General features: G+C 63.4%; 17 protein-coding genes. 8 read left to right on the top strand and 9 right to left on the bottom strand.

What is annotated here, in order from left to right:
- Positions 1 to 11 precede the first annotated feature (11 nt).
- Genes XH90_RS04955 through XH90_RS04945 form a run of 3 tightly spaced genes read left to right on the top strand, consistent with a single transcriptional unit; the run spans position 12 to position 3453 of the window.
- The gene (locus XH90_RS04955; RefSeq protein ID WP_194479489.1) at positions 12 to 1475 is read left to right on the top strand and encodes a CpaF family protein; all 1464 of its coding nucleotides are present in this window, start codon (positions 12 to 14) and stop codon (positions 1473 to 1475) included.
- A 16-nt stretch (positions 1476 to 1491) separates the two neighbouring features.
- The gene (locus XH90_RS04950) at positions 1492 to 2469 is read left to right on the top strand and encodes a type II secretion system F family protein (protein WP_194479488.1); all 978 of its coding nucleotides are present in this window, start codon (positions 1492 to 1494) and stop codon (positions 2467 to 2469) included.
- A gap of 9 nt (positions 2470 to 2478) precedes the next feature.
- Complete coding sequence (locus tag XH90_RS04945; protein WP_194479487.1) at positions 2479 to 3453, top strand: type II secretion system F family protein; 975 nt, start codon at positions 2479 to 2481, stop codon at positions 3451 to 3453.
- 129 nt (positions 3454 to 3582) lie between these two features.
- Here the strand turns inward: XH90_RS04945 and XH90_RS04940 are convergent, their stop codons facing one another.
- The 3 genes from XH90_RS04940 to XH90_RS04930 form a co-directional block, all read right to left on the bottom strand.
- Positions 3583 to 4395 (bottom strand): tetratricopeptide repeat protein, encoded by an 813-nt coding sequence (locus XH90_RS04940; protein WP_194479486.1) that lies wholly within the window; start codon positions 4393 to 4395, stop codon positions 3583 to 3585.
- Positions 4396 to 4466: 71 nt separating this feature from the next.
- A complete protein-coding gene (locus tag XH90_RS04935; protein WP_194479485.1) occupies positions 4467 to 5972 on the bottom strand; it encodes a metallophosphoesterase in 1506 nt (501 codons plus the stop codon).
- A 277-nt stretch (positions 5973 to 6249) separates the two neighbouring features.
- Positions 6250 to 6453: a hypothetical protein gene (locus XH90_RS04930; protein WP_194479484.1), complete on the bottom strand. Its 204-nt coding sequence runs from the start codon at positions 6451 to 6453 to the stop codon at positions 6250 to 6252.
- Between the two features lie 203 nt (positions 6454 to 6656).
- On the opposite strand from XH90_RS04930, the gene XH90_RS04925 reads away from it, so the two are divergent.
- Both XH90_RS04925 and XH90_RS04920 read left to right on the top strand, forming a co-directional pair.
- Positions 6657 to 8030, top strand: coding sequence for a M17 family metallopeptidase (locus XH90_RS04925; protein WP_194479483.1), 1374 nt, complete (start codon positions 6657 to 6659; stop codon positions 8028 to 8030).
- Positions 8023 to 8865, top strand: coding sequence for a C40 family peptidase (locus XH90_RS04920; RefSeq protein ID WP_194479482.1), 843 nt, complete (start codon positions 8023 to 8025; stop codon positions 8863 to 8865). The genes XH90_RS04925 and XH90_RS04920 overlap by 8 nt, the downstream gene beginning before the upstream one ends.
- Positions 8866 to 8892: 27 nt before the next feature.
- Here the strand turns inward: XH90_RS04920 and XH90_RS04915 are convergent, their stop codons facing one another.
- On the bottom strand, positions 8893 to 9339 hold the full coding sequence (locus XH90_RS04915) for an SgcJ/EcaC family oxidoreductase (RefSeq protein WP_194479481.1): 447 nt from the start codon (positions 9337 to 9339) through the stop codon (positions 8893 to 8895).
- Between the two features lie 112 nt (positions 9340 to 9451).
- A complete protein-coding gene (locus XH90_RS04910) occupies positions 9452 to 9763 on the bottom strand; it encodes an NIPSNAP family protein (RefSeq protein ID WP_194479480.1) in 312 nt (103 codons plus the stop codon).
- 610 nt (positions 9764 to 10373) lie between these two features.
- Here XH90_RS04910 and XH90_RS04905 point away from each other — a divergent pair.
- Positions 10374 to 10925: an NYN domain-containing protein gene (locus XH90_RS04905; RefSeq protein WP_194482592.1), complete on the top strand. Its 552-nt coding sequence runs from the start codon at positions 10374 to 10376 to the stop codon at positions 10923 to 10925.
- A gap of 116 nt (positions 10926 to 11041) precedes the next feature.
- Here the strand turns inward: XH90_RS04905 and XH90_RS04900 are convergent, their stop codons facing one another.
- Positions 11042 to 11353, bottom strand: coding sequence for a hypothetical protein (locus XH90_RS04900; protein ID WP_246755695.1), 312 nt, complete (start codon positions 11351 to 11353; stop codon positions 11042 to 11044).
- Positions 11354 to 11695: 342 nt separating this feature from the next.
- Between XH90_RS04900 and XH90_RS04895 the strand changes: the two genes are divergently transcribed.
- On the top strand, positions 11696 to 12130 hold the full coding sequence (locus tag XH90_RS04895) for a nuclear transport factor 2 family protein (protein WP_194479478.1): 435 nt from the start codon (positions 11696 to 11698) through the stop codon (positions 12128 to 12130).
- A gap of 213 nt (positions 12131 to 12343) precedes the next feature.
- The gene (locus XH90_RS04890) at positions 12344 to 13342 is read left to right on the top strand and encodes an ABC transporter substrate-binding protein (protein ID WP_194479477.1); all 999 of its coding nucleotides are present in this window, start codon (positions 12344 to 12346) and stop codon (positions 13340 to 13342) included.
- A 72-nt stretch (positions 13343 to 13414) separates the two neighbouring features.
- On the opposite strand, the gene XH90_RS04885 is transcribed toward XH90_RS04890, so the two are convergent.
- Genes XH90_RS04885 through XH90_RS04875 form a run of 3 tightly spaced genes read right to left on the bottom strand, consistent with a single transcriptional unit; the run spans position 13415 to position 17347 of the window.
- Entirely contained in the window at positions 13415 to 15052 is a 1638-nt protein-coding gene (locus XH90_RS04885) for an ABC transporter ATP-binding protein (protein WP_194479476.1), read from the bottom strand.
- A gap of 7 nt (positions 15053 to 15059) precedes the next feature.
- Positions 15060 to 16238 (bottom strand): ABC transporter permease, encoded by a 1179-nt coding sequence (locus XH90_RS04880; protein WP_194479475.1) that lies wholly within the window; start codon positions 16236 to 16238, stop codon positions 15060 to 15062.
- Positions 16238 to 17347 carry a microcin C ABC transporter permease YejB gene (locus XH90_RS04875; RefSeq protein ID WP_194479474.1) on the bottom strand — a complete coding sequence of 370 codons (1110 nt, stop codon included), beginning with the start codon at positions 17345 to 17347 and terminating at the stop codon, positions 16238 to 16240. The genes XH90_RS04880 and XH90_RS04875 overlap by 1 nt, the downstream gene beginning before the upstream one ends.

Raw genomic sequence — 17347 nt, 5'->3', positions numbered from 1 at the left:
GGAGTTGTTAAGTGTTCGGTAAGCGTAGCGGAACAGACACCGACCTTCGGGCTCCCAAGCCCGGCGCCGTGTCGCCAGAGCCTGCCCCGGCTCCGGCGCCGACGGTGTCGCGCGCGCCGCCCCCGCCGACCGTCGCCTCCCCGCCGCTTGCCCCCTCCCGGCCGCCCCCGGCCATGGAAACCCGCCGCTCGGACAATTATTACGAGGTCAAGGCAACCATCTTCGGCGCGCTGATCGAGGCCATCGACCTCGCCCAGCTCGCCAAGCTCGATTCCGAGTCCGCGCGCGAGGAAATCCGCGACATCGTCAACGAGATCATCGCGATCAAGAACATCGTGATGTCGATCGCCGAGCAGGAAGAGCTGCTCGACGACATCTGCAACGACGTGCTCGGCTATGGCCCGCTCGAGCCGCTTCTGGCCCGCGACGACATCGCCGACATCATGGTGAACGGCGCCGGCACGGTCTTCATCGAAGTCAGCGGCAAGATCCAGCGTACCGGTATCCGCTTCCGCGACAATCAGCAGCTGCTCAACATCTGCCAGCGCATCGTCAGCCAGGTCGGCCGGCGCGTCGACGAATCCTCGCCGATCTGCGACGCGCGCCTCGCCGACGGCTCCCGCGTCAACGCCATCGTGCCGCCGCTGGCGATCGACGGCCCGGCGCTCACCATTCGTAAGTTCAAGAAGGACAAGCTGACGCTGGATCAGCTGGTCAAGTTCGGCGCGATCTCGCCTGAGGGCGCCGAGATCCTCCAGATCATCGGTCGCGTTCGCTGCAACGTACTGATCTCCGGCGGTACCGGTTCGGGCAAGACCACCCTGCTCAACTGTCTGACCAACTATATCGAGCACGACGAGCGCGTCATCACCTGCGAGGACGCCGCCGAGCTTCAGCTCCAGCAGCCCCACGTGGTGCGGCTCGAAACCCGCCCGCCCAACATCGAGGGTGAAGGCCAGGTCACCATGCGCGAACTGGTGCGCAACTGCCTGCGTATGCGCCCCGAGCGCATCATCGTCGGCGAAGTCCGCGGCCCGGAGGCCTTCGACCTCCTCCAGGCCATGAACACCGGCCACGACGGCTCGATGGGAACGCTGCACGCCAACAATCCCCGCGAAGCGCTGTCGCGCTGCGAATCCATGATCACGATGGGCGGCTTCTCCCTACCCTCGCGCACCATCCGCGAAATGATCTGCGCCTCGATCGACGTCATCGTCCAGGCCGCGCGCCTGCGCGACGGTTCGCGCCGCATCACCCACATCACCGAGGTGATGGGCATGGAAGGCGACACCATCATCACCCAGGACATCTTCCTCTACGACCTCGTCGGCGAGGACGCCAACGGCAAGATCATCGGCAAGCACCGCTCGACCGGCATCGGCCGCCCGAAATTCTGGGAACGCGCCCGCTATTACGGCGAAGAGAAACGACTTGCCGCGGCCCTCGACGCCGCGGAAACGGGACCGAAGACGTGAGCAGGTCGGCGCAATCATGAACATTCAGGTCCTTGCCCTCGCCTTCCTCGCCACCGCTGCCGTCGGCGGCTTGGCCTGGGTCTTCCTCTATCCGATGCTGTCCGGCGAACGGAAGGCCGAGAGCCGCCGCGCCTCGATCGCGCGCGCCGAAGCGCCGACCGCCCGCCAGGCTGAGAAAACCCAGCGGTCGCGCCGCGAGCAGGTCGAGAGCTCGCTCAAGGACCTCGAGGCCAGACGCACGCAGGAGAAGAGCGTCCCGCTCAACATCCGCCTGTCGCAGGCCGGGCTCGACTGGACCACGCAGAAATTCTGGATCGTGTCCGGCGTCGTGGCGGGCGTGTTCTTCTTTGGCGCGCTGTTCGGCGGCGGCGGCCTGCTCGGCGCGGCTGGTCTTGCCTTCGCCGGCGGCTTCGGCCTGCCGCGCTGGGCGCTGGGCTTCCTGAAGAAGCGCCGCGAGAACCAATTCCTGAAGGCACTGCCCGACGCCGTCGACGTCATCGTCCGCGGCATCAAGGCCGGCCTGCCGCTGTTCGAATCCATCAAGGTCGTCGCGGCCGACGCGCCGGAGCCGCTGCGCAGCGAGTTCCTGGCCATCATCGAGACGCAGGCGATCGGCATGCCGCTCGGCGAGGCCTGCTCGCGTCTTTACGAGCGGATGCCGCTCCCGGAAGCCAATTTCTTCGGCATCGTGGTGTCGATCCAGCAGAAATCGGGCGGCAACCTCTCCGAAGCGCTGGGCAACCTCTCCAAGGTGCTGCGCGACCGCAAGAAGATGAAGGAAAAGATCCAGGCGATGTCGATGGAAGCCAAGGCCTCGGCCGGCATCATCGGCTCGCTGCCGCCGATCGTGATGTTCCTCGTCTATCTCACGACGCCCGGCTACATCTCCCTGCTGTGGACCCATCCCACCGGACAGCTCATGCTGGTCGGCTGCGTCGCCTGGATGTCGATCGGCATCATGGTGATGAAGAAGATGATCAACTTCGATTTCTGACGGTGCCATATGGTCGAGTTCCTCGTTACGAAACTGCATGACGCCCACTTCATGACCATGCTGCTGGCGGCCATCGCCGCCAGTGCCACCGTCTACACGCTGGTCATACCGCTGTTCGCCGGCGAGGGCCTCGCCAAGCGGATGAAGGCGGTGGCGAGCGAGCGCGAGCGGATCCGGCAGCGCGAGCGCGACCGCCTCAACAAGAGCGAGAAGGTGTCGCTGCGCCAGACGCCCAAGCAACTCGTCTCCAAGGTCGTCGAGGACTTCAACCTCACCAAATGGCTGGCGCAGGAGGCTGCGCGCGACAAGCTGATCATGGCCGGCTACCGCGGCCAGGCGCCCTACGTCACCTTCCTGTTCGCCCGCATGGTGGCGCCGCTCGTGCTGTTCGTCGGCTCGGTCGTCTACGTGTTCCTGATCGCCCATATGGACCGCCCGATGCCGATCAAGATCGGAATCTGCGTCGGTGCGGCCTATCTCGGCCTGCAGGCGCCGATGCTGTTCCTGAAGAACGCGATCTCCAAGCGCCAGCTCTCGATCAAGCGCGCCTTCCCCGACGCGCTCGACCTGCTGCTGATCTGTATCGAATCCGGCATGTCGGTGGAAATGGCGTTCCGCAAGGTCGCGACCGAGATCGTCGGCCAGTCGATCGCGCTGTCGGAGGAGTTCACGCTGACCACCGCCGAGCTGTCTTACTTGCAGGACCGCAAGGTGGCGTATGAAAACCTGGCGAAGCGCACCGGGCTCGAGGGCGTCAAATCGGTCTGTCTGGCGCTCCAGCAGGCCGAACGCTACGGCACCCCGCTCGGCCAGTCCCTGCGCGTGATGGCGCAGGAAAACCGCGACATGCGCATGAACGAAGCCGAGAAGAAGGCCGCCGCACTGCCGCCGAAGCTGACGGTGCCGATGATCCTGTTCTTCCTGCCGGTGCTGTTCGTCGTCATTCTCGGACCGACCGGCATCAAGATCTCCGAGTTGCACTGACGCGGAACAAAAACGCGAAAACAACCCCATGCACAGTAGCCGGCCGGCGCCGGCTCGGTGCCACCTGGATCGCGGCAAACCTTCGAACTGTCAGGCGAAATTCGCCTCGTCCCGCCAAAGGCAGCGGAATCAGCCGGATCGGCTGAGCGAGGCGATCGGCGTGCGCTTCGGCGCGCCGCGCGCGCCATCGTTGCGGTTCAGCATGTCCTTGAGATAGGCGACATTGGCCGCGGCCTCGTCCGGCGGCAGGTCCGCCTTCACGATGGACTCGGCTTCCGCGAAGCGGCCCTGGAGGCCGACCACCAGGCCGAGATTCTGCCGCACGCGCGAGCTCGCACGCGGCGAAGCGTAGGCCTGCCGCAGCGTCTCTTCCGCCTTGGGCAGATCGCGCGACAGCATGTAGGACAGGCCGAGATTGGACAGCACGCCGGGATCGCCCGGCGCGATCTTCAGCGCGCTCGCGTAATAGGCGCGCGCCTCGTCGTGACGGCCCATCTGGTCGAGGCAGGTGCCCTGCACCGAGAGCAGGCGCCAGTCCGGATTGTCGGGCGAGTGCGCCTTCGACAGCACGTCGAAAGCCTGCTGGAAATTGCCGTTGTCGGCGAGCGCGCGCCCGTATTGGGCAAGCAGCGGCTTGTTGCCGACGTTGGCGATGGTCGCCTGTTCGAGCACGGCCGCCGCCTGGGCGTTCTGGCCGTTGGCGCGCAGGGCCTGGCCATAGGCCAGTGCCGCGTCGGGATCCTTGGGATTGGCGCGATAGCGCGCGCCATAGGCCTCGACCGCGCGTACCGGATCGACCGGTGCGGCTTCCGCCTTCGTCCCGATCGAGCCGGTGACGTCGGAGAGCTTTGACATTGCCGTGCAGCCGCCGAGGCTGGCGGCCACCAATGCGATCAGCGAGGCGGAGGCAAGAAGCCGGGCAGGACGGAACCGTTGACGCATGACGCTTTGACTCTCGGGCCAATTGATCGAGCCGAACGCGTCAGCAATAGACTGTTAACCCTAATGGCCGGTTAACGCAGGTCACCGCGGCCTTGCGGCGACATCGGCCCACCCAGCCCAAGGTCGAGGCCGAGCCGCTTCACCTGATCGTCCAGGTCGCGCAGCCGCTGTAACCGCTGGTGCCCCCTCCCCGCGACGTCGACGGCCGCGCGCGGCAGCATCGGCCACCGGCGCGACAGGTCGTCACGATTGACCAGGCGGTCGGCGCGGAGCTCGTCGAGCGTGGCGCTGTCGATGCCGAGCATGTCGGCCGATTGCCCGATCAGCTGGCGCAGCAGCGCCCTCACCTCCGCCAGCACAGCGACATCGGCCATCGACGCCGACCTTGCGAACCTGCCCTCGATATCGGCGAAGGTGTGGGACGTGACGAGATAGGTATAGAGACCGTCCGTCCAGCTCTGTTCGCTGTCATCGTAGAACGCCGGCCGCGACAGCAACCGGCGGACGAGCTGCAAGACCTGGTCCCGCTTCAGCGACGTGCATGAGGCGATCTCGATCGCCGACTGGATGGCGGGATCGCGGGACAGATCCCGTCCGACTGCAAGGCTGATGATCCCGCCAGGCAGATTCGAATCGAGCGGCCTGAAGCCACCATCGTTGCGCGGCCGCGAATAGCGGGCGATCGTGAATCGATGCTCTAGCCGGCGGGCCTCGGATGCCGGGCCGAAATGGATGATGTTGAATCCGGCATCGTCGCCGCCCTGCCCGGTGGAGGACGGGCAGGACAGCACATAGATCGTGCGCCAGAACTCCTCGCCGCTGCTGCGGGAGGCACGTGGATCGGGAATCGAGTAGCGGGTGAGCCCCTCGACATGGCGATGTCCGTGCACGACCATGGTGACGTTGAGCGAAGTGGCCGCTTCGAGAAAGGTCGCGGGTGCGGCGAGATACATCAGCGGCTCGTCCGGGACGCCGAGAAAGCGTTTGCCCTCGCCGGTCGCCTGCGGCAGCGGATGATGATGCAGCGCCAGCACGCGCACCAGATTGTCCATGGGCTCGAAATAATCGGCGCGTCCGGTCGAACCGGCGGTCCCCGCGAGCTCGACGCTCAGCCGGGCGGACCGCGCGACCATCGCATGGTAGGCCCGCTCATCGAAGGTACCGTCGGGCGTCGTCAGGCTTGCGCCGTTGGAATCGAGCAGCACCAGATCGAGACCGGCCTGGCGGTAATAGACGCTCTTCGAAGTCCGCGGCAGATGCAGATAGTCATAGACATCGTACCGGCCGTTGCGCTGGCCCGGACGCTTGACGTCGTGATTGCCGGCGACCGCCTGGATGTCGGTGAACAGGCCGGTCTGCCGGAGGGAGGCGAGGACCGCGAGCGCCTCGTCGAGCGCACGCGGCGTCGGCTCGTTCACGAGATCTCCCGTGATCAGCAGAATGCGGTCGGCCACGTCAGCGAAGGCCGCCATCCGCTCGCGCAAGGCCGCGGTGAGGGTCTCGATCGTCGCAAGCAGCCGGCCGGACCCGTCCAGATGCAGGTCGGAGATCTGCGCAATGACAAACGATCTATCCATTTTGCGCCGCTCATTGCGAATGGTGCGTCGCCCAAACGATTGAGAGAAATGCCTTCGACGAAGAGTTCAGGCAGGTGACAACCCGGATCGCCATCGTCAGGGATTCAGCGGCGCCCTTGCGCTCGACCGGCGCAGGGACGCGCGGAACAACCTAGAAATATTGGTCAATAATGCCACAACCGAAGCGCTAGTAAAGTCCCGCGGCTGCGCAGCCGTGAACGGGAGTTCTCAAATGACGCACGAGCGCCGTCCCGCGGACGGTTTTCGCGGAGATCAATCAATATTCGACGGCGAGACGTTTGCGGATTTCGTCGATACGCTTGTCGAGCGCGTCGAACCGCGCATGGATCGAACGGTCATGGAGATAGAAGACGTAGCCGCCGGCGAGAAACGCAAAAACCCAGTGATGATGCTCGACATAGCCAAGGACCGCCTCGACGGCCTGGCCGAGGAACGTGAATATGCTCCACACAAATTCCATTTGCGTTTCCTCCCAGCACGCTTCGTCTCCGGTCGCCGGCGTTCTCTGCGCACGTGACAACCCGCCCGGCAACCGCTGCCGGAACCTAGCATGGCTCCTGGCCTGCGAGTAGCTGCTCAGCCGGCGGTGACCGCAAAGCCGATTGCAGCAACGGCCAAACTCTGCAAAGTCTCCTCCAACCGAATGACCTTGCGGACCCGCCAATGCCTTCCGTCTTCGAGACGTCCTCGACAGCCACCCCGATCACCTTCGTCACCAAATCGAGCTGGGAGGGCGTACGCGAGACACTTCCGCCGGCACAACGCCAGTTCGCCACAGCGAGCGCCTTCACCGCCAAGCCGGGCGGCTATCTCGCGCTGCCCGCCTCCGACGGTACGATCGCGCAGGTGCTGTTCGGCCTCGAGGATGAGGGCGCCAGATCGCGTGATCCGTTCCGGCCGGGCGCCCTGCCCGGCTTGCTGCCGCCGGGGACCTATCGCTTTGCCAATGCACCGCACGACATACGGCTGGCGGCGCTCGCCTTTGCATTGGGATGCTACCGCTTCGCCCGCTACCGCAAGGCTGACAAGCCCGACGTCCGCCTGGTGCCGCCTGAAGGCGTCGACGCCGCCGAGATCGACCGGATGGCCGATGCCGCGATGCTGGCACGCGATCTCATCAACACCCCGTCCAACGACATGGGACCGGAGGAATTGGCCGCCGCCGCGCAAGCGCTCGCAACCGAGTTCGGCGCGAGCTGCGTCTGCACCATCGGCGAGGAGCTGGAGACGAACTTCCCGCTGATCCATGCGGTGGGCATGGCCTCCAGCCGCGCGCCGCGGCTGATCGACATCGGCTGGGGCGACCCTGATCATCCCAAGGTGACGCTGGTCGGCAAGGGCGTCTGCTTCGACACCGGCGGGCTCGACCTGAAGCCGTCGAGCGGCATGCTGATCATGAAGAAGGACATGGGCGGCGCCGCCAACGTGCTGGCGCTGGCGCGCATGGTGATGGATGCGAAGCTGAAGGTGCGGCTGCGCGTGCTGATTCCGGCCGTGGAGAACGCGGTTGCCGGCAATGCCTTCCGCCCGCTCGACATCTTCACCTCGCGCAAGGGCATCACGGTCGAGATCGGAAATACCGATGCGGAGGGACGGCTGGTGCTCGCCGACGCGCTGGCGCTGGCCGACGAGGAGAAACCCGAGCTGCTGATCGATCTGGGCACGCTGACCGGCGCTGCGCGCGTCGCGCTGGGGCCGGATTTACCGCCCTTTTACACCAATGATGAGACGCTGGCCGCCGACGTCGCGCGTTGCGCCGTGAAGGAGAACGATCCGTTGTGGCGCATGCCGCTGTGGCCGCCTTACGATGCCTGGCTGGACTCCAAGACGGCCACCATCACCAACGCACCGTCCGGCGGCTTTGCCGGCTCGATCACTTGCGCGCTGTTCCTGCAACGCTTCGTCGAGCAGGCCAGGAGCTGGCTGCATGTCGACATCTATGGCTGGACGCCCTCGGCGAAGCCTGCGCGGCCCGAGGGCGGCGAATGCCAGGCCGCCCGCGCCATCTACAAGGTGCTGAGCGAGCGCTATGCATGATATCAGGCTGACACCGGCACGCGGCGACCTCGCCGCCAAATATCTCGAAGGCAAGGTGCAGGCCGATCGCTTCGTCACCGGCGAGGAATTCGAGGTGGTCGCGCCGATTGCGCCGGTTCGCGAGCAGCCGTCCTCGAACGCGATGCTGATGACGGAAGCGCTGCGCGGCGAACGCGTGACGATCTACGACCGCAACGGCGAAGGCTGGGCCTGGGGCCAACTCGGCGGCGACGGCTATGTCGGCTGGCTGCCCGAGGCCGCACTGATGAAGCCGGCGGCGGCACCGACGCACAAGGTCAGCGCGCTTCGCACGCTCGTCTTCCCCGGGCCTTCGATCAAGCTGCCGCCCGATAACACGCTGGTGCTGGGATCGAAGTTGACGATCGCGCGCGAGGACGGCCCTTTCGCCGTGACGCGCGAGGGCACGTTCGTGCCGAACGCCCATCTTTCGCCGCTCGACCATCGCGAGCCTGATTTCGTCGCGGTCGCCGAGCGCTTCCTCGGCACGCCCTATCTCTGGGGCGGCAAGAGCAGCCTCGGAATCGATTGCTCCGGCCTCGTCCAGGTCTCGCTGACCGCAGCAGGCATCGGCTGCCCGCGCGACAGCGACATGCAGCAGGCCGGCCTCGGCCGCGCGCTGGAGCCAGATGAGCGCCGCAGCTTGCTGCGCGGCGACCTGATCTTCTGGAAGGGCCATGTCGCCATCGTCCGCGACGACAACACCATGGTTCACGCCAACGCGCATCACATGGCAACGGTGATCGAGCCGATCGCGCCGGCGATCGCGCGGATCAAGGCGGCCGGCAGCGAGGTCGTCACGATCAAGCGGCTCTAGCTCGCCTCGCCGACAAGGCATCGCACGTCAGTGCGGCCGAGGTGACGAGTGGTGATGCCCGATTTTCCAAACCCCCTCACGTTTGAAAAGCGCGAAGGTGTATCGGGCGGGGATCGTCGTCGTCTGCCCATCCTTGGGCACCGAAAACTCGTAAAAGCCGGCAATCGCGACCGCGTCGGGTGACAGTTCGATTGCCGACCAGTCCTGAAGCTTCACTTGCGCCTTGCTCGCAGCAACAGCCTTGAAATAGCCGGTGATCGCCGAGGCACCTGTCGTCAGTTGTTTTCCGAACGTTCCGATGACGATTGCATCCGGTGCGTAGTTCGAAGCCGTCTGCTCCGCATCGAGAGCGTTGAAGTCAGACGACCATTTCTCGACGATCGCGTAGGCGTCTTCCTTTGGGCCAGCAAGAACCGGCGTTGCAACCAACAAGGCAAGCCCACTCATCACCCCAAACGCGATATCGCGCATCATTCCCCCTCGAACTTGAATGGAAGGGACAGCCTGTCGCGCAAAACGTCTGCGATCTCGAAAAAAGTCCAAAGCGCACACGAAAAGAGCGCGCCAAGCCGCTGACCAGGTTACGCTAGATCTCGATTTCGAACGCCGTATTGGCGCGCACCCATTCCGCTTGACCTGCCTTCAGTCGTTTGGCTTGCCATTCCATGGTTGCCGGATCGGCTGCGATTGCGGACATGCAACGCCCATAGGTCTCGAAGCTCTCGAACCGAACGACAAAAACGAGATTTCCAATCTCACCGCCCACCACGGACCAGTAGCTCACTTCAGCTCCATGCTTTCTCCAAAGAGCTGCTGCTTCCTTGGATATCTGCATGATGGTCTCGAGACTGCTGCCGGGCCTTGGCTTTGAAACATACTGGACGACGACTGCGGGCATGTATCCCTCCTGAAAAAAATATCAGAATACGATCCACTTCCTCGGAGCCACCAAAGACAAGGCGCAAACGTGCTCGTGATTTAGCTGGCGGCAGTCCGGCACCGGATTGTTTTTATAGTACCAGACTTTGTTATCGGGAATAATCGGTAACTGAGTTTGACGCATTCAGCCGGGGTAGGGCCCCTTATACGCTGTATGCGCATTGGGGGTTCTGTTGATCCCGCGCGACAGCGACAGGCACTTTGGGCCGCCATAGGCAGAAGCTCGCATGCGCGCCGCGTGATCAGATCGTCGAACGGCCAGCGATTTCTCCGCAGGCCTCTTGGTGCGACGTAACGTCACGTACTTTGATGTTTGAAACTTGAAGGACTAAAACCTAAGCTTTTCTTATTACCAAATGCCCGCCGCACTCAATTCCGTGCGGGCTGGACTCGCAAGCGGAAAACACATTAGCGTGTTGCTATTGCTTGCGGTGGCGAACTGCGCGCGCCCTGATGCGTCGTGGATGGTGCCGAACTTTCAGATTGGCCGCGAATTGCGGCTCCCGCCTCACACTAAGATTTTCGCAATGCGCATCGGCAATCGATCCGCAGGGTCAGAGCATCGCCTCATGTCATCAACAACAGCAAACAGCATGGCTCTGTTTATCGACGGCGAAAATCTCTTCGCGACTGCAAAAGCGCTCGGCTTCGATGTCGATTACAAGCGACTTCTAGAGGAATTTCGGAGCCGCGGGGCACTCCTACGTGCGTATTATTACACCACCATCATCGATGACCAGGATCAGTTCTCGTCAATGCGCCCGCTGATCGACTGGTTGGACTATAATGGCTACACGGTCGTCACAAAGCCGGCCAGGCAATTCATCGACGCCAACGAACGTCGTAAAATCAAAGGCAGCATGGACATCGAACTTGCCGCGCATGCGATGGAGCTTGCCGAGCGTCTCGACCAAATGGTGCTATTTTCCGGTAATGGGACTTTCCGTCCGCTCGTCGAGGCAGTGCAGCGACGCGGGGTCCACGTCACTGTGGTGTCCACGATCGCCAGCCAACCGCCGATGATTGCCGATGAGCTTCGCCGGCAGGCCGATGTCTTCATTGACCTAGCCGAACTGCGGCCCAGCATAGCCCGAGAGCTTCGCCGATCGTCAACCACCTGAGATGCGCCCCCGGACATGGGCGGGTTAACTGGGCCGGATCTTGCCGCTCCGCTGCGACGCGACAAATATCCGCTGTGCGCGCCTTGGCAGAGCGCACGCGCTTGGCCAAACGATTGCTAGATGCTCCGCGAGAGAACCTTTTCGCGCAATCGATGACAAAAATCCTCAAGCACCGTCTGCAAATTCTCACAGCTCACGAGCAGCCGCTCCGCCTGTTCGCGCTCCGTTGTGCCGAAGGCGTGACCGCTGCGTTGGTCCCTGATGCGATGCAACCGGTCACGGCATTCTGCTGCCCTTGTCTCGGCAAACTCCAGGTGCTCCAGATCATGCGTGAGCTTATCCAGCTCAGCGATCAGCAACTTCGTGATATTCGTTCGTTTATCAGCCGTCAGATCGCTGTCGTTCAGAAGGCCAATAAAATGATCCACGTTGGCTTTCGCGATAAATCGGTGCACCGGACACCCCGAATCCACGCTCGGTTGGCAGTTTGGAAGATGACAGTGCAAAAATGGTCGCCCGGCCGGTCGGCGGACCGTGGCTTCAAATTGTCCCGCTGAACCCTCGTTGCCCAATGATCGCCAATAGTAGGGAGGCTCGGAAAACGCTGAATTTGATCTGGATCAAGGAATTTGGTCCCGGACCGCAGGCCGCGAGCCCGGCACCGCCGCTCTCAGCCCGAGCGAGCTTACCTCGGTCGATCTTGCGGCCGATCGAAACTTGCCGATAGTTTGCTCTCCACCCGGCAAGAGCAACTGCTCAGGAGGAGCGTTATGGTAATCAGGATCATCCTTCCTATCGCTTGCCTACTGATAGCGGCTCCCGCGACCGTCTCGGCCCAAGACAAGTCCGGGGCTCCCCCCACCGCCGAGATGCAGAAGCGCTTCTCTGAAGCCTACAACCACGGCGATGTCGATGCCATGGCAGCCGCTTTCACCGACAATGCCGTGCGGGTAACACCCTCTGGAATTTTCGAGGGACGCGACGCCATTCGAGGTAGTTTCCAGGAAGCGTTGAAGCTTGGTCTGCATGACCATTCAGCCAAGATTCTCGTTTCGCGTTCGGAAGGTGCTTTCCTCTTCAACGCCGGGACGTGGCAGGCGAAGCTCGGCGACCAGCCTTTCCACGGATACTACAGCGCAATCGTCGTGCAGCAGGATGGTCAGCCCAGAATACTGGAAGAGACGGTTACGGTCGCGGCCCCTTGAGCAGTTCCAGGCTCTCCTCCGATAACATCGGTTCGTGGAAGAGCAGCGGCGTCTCGTGGAACCGCAAGCGACAACTAAAGTATGAAAGCGTGCCCCTCGCTTCCGGTCCTCCGGACGGTCATCTTCAGATTGGTCCGCCACGTCGCAAGAGAACCACAACCTGGGCTCATGCACCGCAGCAGAAAGCCTCATCGTCCCGAGCGGCAGTGAGCCATGCTGATATGGAAGTGTCGCTGGCAGGAGGGAGCCGTGCCTCGATCTTCAACGCGTCGCACCTTTCTTACGATGTCCTTTTCGGCTGCTATTGCCGCCGCGACAAATGCCGATCCATCGCGGCCATGGCGCGTCGGACTGGTCACCTCGGGGAAAGGCGATCGGGTTCTCGGGTGGTTCAGAGAAGCTTTCAAAGCCAAGGGATATCAGGAGGGAAAGGACCTGATCATAGAATTCCGCGAAGCGAATGGCAGCTACTCACTGCTGCCGAATCTGGTGGCGGAAGTCGTTGCGCTCGAGCCAGACGTCATCATTGCTGAAGCGACGCCTGCGATTGCGGCGGCGCAGCGAGCGACCTCGACGATTCCGATCATCATGTCGCCGTCCACCGATCCCGTCGGCTCCGGCTTCGTCAAGAGCTTCGCCAAGCCGGGCGGCAATATCACGGGCATAGCGAACATGTTCGCTGATCTCACGGCGAAGATGCTGGACGTCATTCGCCTTCTCTTCCCCAAAGTGCGAAAAATCGGTGTGCTCGCTTCAAACAATCCGACACACGTGGCGGCGTTTGAAACGGCGGCCAGGGCGGCGGATTCCATCGGCGTTTCGGCCCAACGATTCGTTGCGCCCAACCCGGAGGATCTCGACAAGACATTCGCCAGCATGCAAGCGGCGGATTGCGAAGTCGTCTACGTGCTTGCAGACCCGATCCGCCCGGCATTGCCGTCGATCGCGCTCAAATACGGGATGCCCACGGTCTATCAGATCACCAGCTACCCTGACCGCGGAGGGTTGATGGCCTATGGGCCGGAGATCAAGGCTTTATTCGTGCTGGCGGCTGACTACGTGGATCGGATCCTGAAAGGCGCAAATCCAGCGGACTTGCCGGTTGAACAGCCGACGAAATTCGAGCTCGTGATCAATCTCCAAACGGCCAAAGCGCTGCATTTGGCCGTCCCGGAACGAGTGCTCTTGTTGGCGGACAGGGTGATCGGGTAGAGATCGTTTCGGGACGGCCGAAAGTCTTCGCGCTTCGGCCGACAAGTCGCCGACCCCGAATGACCGGAAAAGCTACGTCGCCACCGCGCCGTTGCCCGCCGTCTCCAGCCGGAACGCCGCAGCGAACAGCGCGCGGGTGTAATCCGTCTTCGGGTTCTTGAAGAGCTCGGCGGCCTGGCCTTCCTCGACGACCTTGCCGCCGCGCATCACGATGAGATGGCTGGCGAGCGAGGCGACGACGCGCAGATCGTGCGAGATGAACATGTAGGTGAGATCACGCTTGCGCTGGAGCTCGCGCAACAGCTCCACCATCTGCGCCTGGAACAGCATGTCGAGCGCGCTGGTCGGCTCGTCCAGCACGACGAAATCGGGCTCCAGCACGACGGCGCGCGCGATCGATATGCGCTGGCGCTGGCCGCCCGAGAATTCGTGCGGATAGCGGTAGCGGGTATCCGGCTTCAGCCCGACATCCTCGAGCGCCTTGACGACACGCGCCTCGCGCTCATCGCGCGACAGCTTCGGCTGATGCACCGAGAGGCCCTCGGCGATGATGTCGGCCACCGACATGCGCGGGCTGAGCGAGCCGAACGGATCCTGGAACACGATCTGCATGTCGCGTCGGAAGGGGCGCATTTCCTTGAAGCGCAGGCCCTGGATGTCCTTGCCGAGAAACACGATGCGGCCGTTCGACGAGATCAGTCGCAGCAGCGCCAGCCCGAGCGTGGTCTTGCCCGAGCCGGATTCGCCGACCACACCGAGCGTCTCGCCCTTGCGCACGGCAACGCTGACGCCGTCGACCGCCTTGATGTGACCGACCGTCTTGCGCATCAGGCCGCGCTTGATCGGAAACCACACCTTCAGGTCATCGGCCGCCATCACTACCGGCGCGTTCGGCTGCGGCGGCGCCGGATCCGGCTTCGGCTCGGCCGCGAGCAGATCGCGCGTATAGGGATGTTTCGGGGTGTTGAAGACCTGCTCGACCGGCCCCTGCTCGACGATCTCGCCACCCTTCATGACACAAACGGTGTCGGCGATGCGGCGCACGATGCCGAGATCGTGGGTGATGAAGAGCAGGCTCATGCCGAGCCGGGCGCGGATCTCGGCGAGCAGCGCCAGAATCTGCGCCTGTACGGTGACGTCGAGTGCCGTGGTCGGCTCGTCCGCGATCAGCAGATCCGGCTCGTTGGCGAGCGCCATCGCGATCATCACCCGCTGACGCTGGCCGCCGGAGAGCTGGTGCGGATAGCTCTTCAGCCGCGTCTCCGGCTCGGGAATGCCGACCTGCGTCAGCAATTCCAGCGTCCGCTCGCGCGCCTTCGCATTGCTGGTCGGATTGTGCAGCTGGATGATCTCGCCGATCTGCGCCTCGATCGTGTGCAGCGGATTGAGCGAGGTCATCGGCTCCTGGAAGATGATGGAGATGTCGCTGCCGCGGATCTCCCGCATTTCGCGCTCGGACCGGTCGATCAATTCCTGACCCTTGAAGCGGATGCTGCCCGAGGGATGCGACGCGCTCGGATAAGGCAGCAGCTTCAGGATCGAGAGCGCGCTGACCGACTTGCCCGAGCCGGATTCGCCGACCAGCGCCACACATTCACCGCGCCTGATCTGGAACGAGACCTTGTCGACCGCCAACGTCGTGTTGCCGCCCTGGTGGAAGGCCACCGAGAGGCTGCGCACGGCCAGCAATGGCTGATTGATCGCGTCCATCACGCCCTCACTTGAACGTCTTGCGCGGGTCGAAGGCGTCGCGCACGGCCTCGCCGATGAAGATCAGCAGCGACAGCATGATCGCGACCGAGAAGAAGCCGGTAAAGCCTAGCCACGGCGCCTGCACGTTGGATTTGCCCTGAGACAGCAGCTCGCCGAGCGACGGCGATCCCGGTGGCAGGCCGAAGCCGAGGAAGTCCAGCGCCGTCAGCGTCATCACGGAGGACGACACGATGAACGGCAGGAACGTCATGGTCGCGACCATCGCGTTCGGCAGCAGGTGCCGGAACATGATGACCGCGTTCGACACGCCGAGCGCTCGCGCCGCCTGGATGTACTCGAAATTGCGTCCGCGCAGGAACTCCGCGCGCACCAGACCGACCAGCGACACCCATGAGAACAGCAGCAAGATCCCGAGCAGCACGAAGAAGCCGGGCACCAGCACCGACGACAGGATCAGCAGCAGATAGAGCGAGGGGATCGCGGTCCATATCTCGATGAAGCGCTGGAAGGTCAGGTCGATCCAGCCGCCGAAGTAGCCCTGGATGCCGCCGGCGGCGACGCCGACGATCGAGGAGACGATGGTCAGGCAAAGGCCGAACAGCACCGAGATGCGGAAGCCGTAGATCAGCCGCGCCACGACGTCGCGGCCCTGGTCGTCGGTGCCGAGCCAGTTGTATTCGAGATCCCGGCAGCTCTTCAGGCCCTTCTTCTCGACGACCGGCTTGCACTGCGCTTCCGTCAGCATCCAGGTCGGCGGCGACGGCGCCGGCGTCGGCAGGTCGAGATTGTGGGTGTCGTAGGAGTAGCGGATCAGCGGCCAGACGATGCTGCCGCCCTTGTCCTTGATCAGCTTCTGCAGATAGGGATCGCGATAGTCGGCCGCGGTCTCGAAGTCGCCGCCGAAGGTCGTCTCGGAATAGGTGACGAAGGCCGGCCAGTAGAGGTGGCCGTCATATTTGATCAGGAACGGCCGATCGTTCGCGATCAGCTCGGCGAACAGCGACACCACGAACAGGACCATGAAGATCCAGAACGACCAGTAGCCGCGCCGGTTCGCCCTGAAGTTTTCCCAGCGGCGCCTGTTGAGCGGCGAGGGCGCGAACGGCTTGCGCGTGGCCGGCACGGCGTCGCCGAGCGGCGACGTTGTCGTGGTCTCGATCGGAGTTGGGGCGGTCAGCGTCATCAGACCTCCCGCGCTTCGAAGTCGATCCGCGGATCGATCCACATATAGGTCAGATCGGAGATCAGATTGACCACGAGACCGACGAGCGAAAAGATGTAGAGCGTGCCGAACACCACGGGATAGTCGCGATTGAGCACGCTCTCGAAACTGAGAAGCCCGAGCCCGTCCAGCGAGAAGATGGTTTCGATCAGGAGCGAGCCGGAGAAGAAGGCGTGGATGAAGGCGCCCGGGAATCCCGCGATCACGATCAGCATCGCGTTGCGGAAGATGTGGCCGTAGAGCACCTGCCCCTCGCTGCAGCCCTTGGCGCGCGCGGTCATGACATATTGCTTGCGGATCTCGTCCAGGAACGAGTTCTTGGTCAGCAGCGTCATGGTAGCGAAAGCGCTCAGCCCCATCGAGACCAGCGGCAAGGTCAGATGCCAGAAATAGTCGATGATCTTCCAGTACCAGGGAAACTGCGACCAGCCGTCCGAGGTCAGGCCGCGCAACGGGAACAGGTTGAAGAAGGAGCCCCCGGCGAACAGGATGATCAGCAGGATCGCGAACAGGAAGCCCGGGATCGCGAAGCCGACGATGATCACCGCCGAGGTCCAGGTGTCGAAGCGCGTGCCGTCCTTGACCGCCTTGCGGATGCCGAGCGGGATCGAGATCAGATAGGTGATCAGTGTCAGCCAGATGCCGAGCGAGATCGAGACCGGCAGCTTTTCCTTGATCAGCTGGATCACGCTGACGTCGCGAAAATAGCTCTTGCCGAAATCGAAGCGCGCGAAATTCCACACCATCAGCGCGAAGCGCTCCGGCGCCGGCTTGTCGAAGCCGAACTGCACCTCGAGCTTCTTGATGAAATCGGGGTCGAGCCCCTGGGCGCCGCGATATTTCGAGTTGATGGCATCGCCCCCGGCGCCCAGCTGCCCGGGCGCACGTTGCGCAAAATCGCCCCCGCCCGAGATGCGGGAATTGCCGCCGGTATCGGCGCCGGACAGCTGCGCGATCACGCGCTCGACCGGACCGCCCGGCGCGAACTGCACGACGACGAACGAAACGAAGAGGATTCCGAGCAACGTCGGAATCATCAGGAGAATGCGGCGGGCGATATAGGCGCTCAT

Source organism: Bradyrhizobium sp. CCBAU 53338 (assembly GCF_015291665.1).
Classification (GTDB): Bacteria; Pseudomonadota; Alphaproteobacteria; order Rhizobiales; family Xanthobacteraceae; genus Bradyrhizobium.
The sequence above is the reverse complement of the archived record's forward strand: the minus strand, read 5'-3'. Positions and strand labels throughout refer to the sequence as shown.

Excerpts from the sequence above, each read along its gene's own strand:
- XH90_RS04910 (WP_194479480.1), bottom strand. The coding sequence starts at position 9,763 with ATGCCCGCAGTCGTCGTCCAGTATGTTTCAAAGCCAAGGCCCGGCAGC.
- XH90_RS04875 (WP_194479474.1), bottom strand. The coding sequence starts at position 17,347 with ATGAGCGCCTATATCGCCCGCCGCATTCTCCTGATGATTCCGACGTTG.
- XH90_RS04945 (WP_194479487.1), top strand. The coding sequence starts at position 2,479 with ATGGTCGAGTTCCTCGTTACGAAACTGCATGACGCCCACTTCATGACC.
- XH90_RS04935 (WP_194479485.1), bottom strand. The coding sequence starts at position 5,972 with ATGGATAGATCGTTTGTCATTGCGCAGATCTCCGACCTGCATCTGGAC.
- XH90_RS04890 (WP_194479477.1), top strand. The coding sequence starts at position 12,344 with ATGCTGATATGGAAGTGTCGCTGGCAGGAGGGAGCCGTGCCTCGATCT.
- XH90_RS04895 (WP_194479478.1), top strand. The coding sequence starts at position 11,696 with ATGGTAATCAGGATCATCCTTCCTATCGCTTGCCTACTGATAGCGGCT.
- XH90_RS04930 (WP_194479484.1), bottom strand. The coding sequence starts at position 6,453 with ATGGAATTTGTGTGGAGCATATTCACGTTCCTCGGCCAGGCCGTCGAG.
- XH90_RS04940 (WP_194479486.1), bottom strand. The coding sequence starts at position 4,395 with ATGCGTCAACGGTTCCGTCCTGCCCGGCTTCTTGCCTCCGCCTCGCTG.
- XH90_RS04880 (WP_194479475.1), bottom strand. The coding sequence starts at position 16,238 with ATGACGCTGACCGCCCCAACTCCGATCGAGACCACGACAACGTCGCCG.
- XH90_RS04915 (WP_194479481.1), bottom strand. The coding sequence starts at position 9,339 with ATGATGCGCGATATCGCGTTTGGGGTGATGAGTGGGCTTGCCTTGTTG.
- XH90_RS04950 (WP_194479488.1), top strand. The coding sequence starts at position 1,492 with ATGAACATTCAGGTCCTTGCCCTCGCCTTCCTCGCCACCGCTGCCGTC.
- XH90_RS04885 (WP_194479476.1), bottom strand. The coding sequence starts at position 15,052 with ATGGACGCGATCAATCAGCCATTGCTGGCCGTGCGCAGCCTCTCGGTG.
- XH90_RS04925 (WP_194479483.1), top strand. The coding sequence starts at position 6,657 with ATGCCTTCCGTCTTCGAGACGTCCTCGACAGCCACCCCGATCACCTTC.
- XH90_RS04905 (WP_194482592.1), top strand. The coding sequence starts at position 10,374 with ATGTCATCAACAACAGCAAACAGCATGGCTCTGTTTATCGACGGCGAA.
- XH90_RS04920 (WP_194479482.1), top strand. The coding sequence starts at position 8,023 with ATGCATGATATCAGGCTGACACCGGCACGCGGCGACCTCGCCGCCAAA.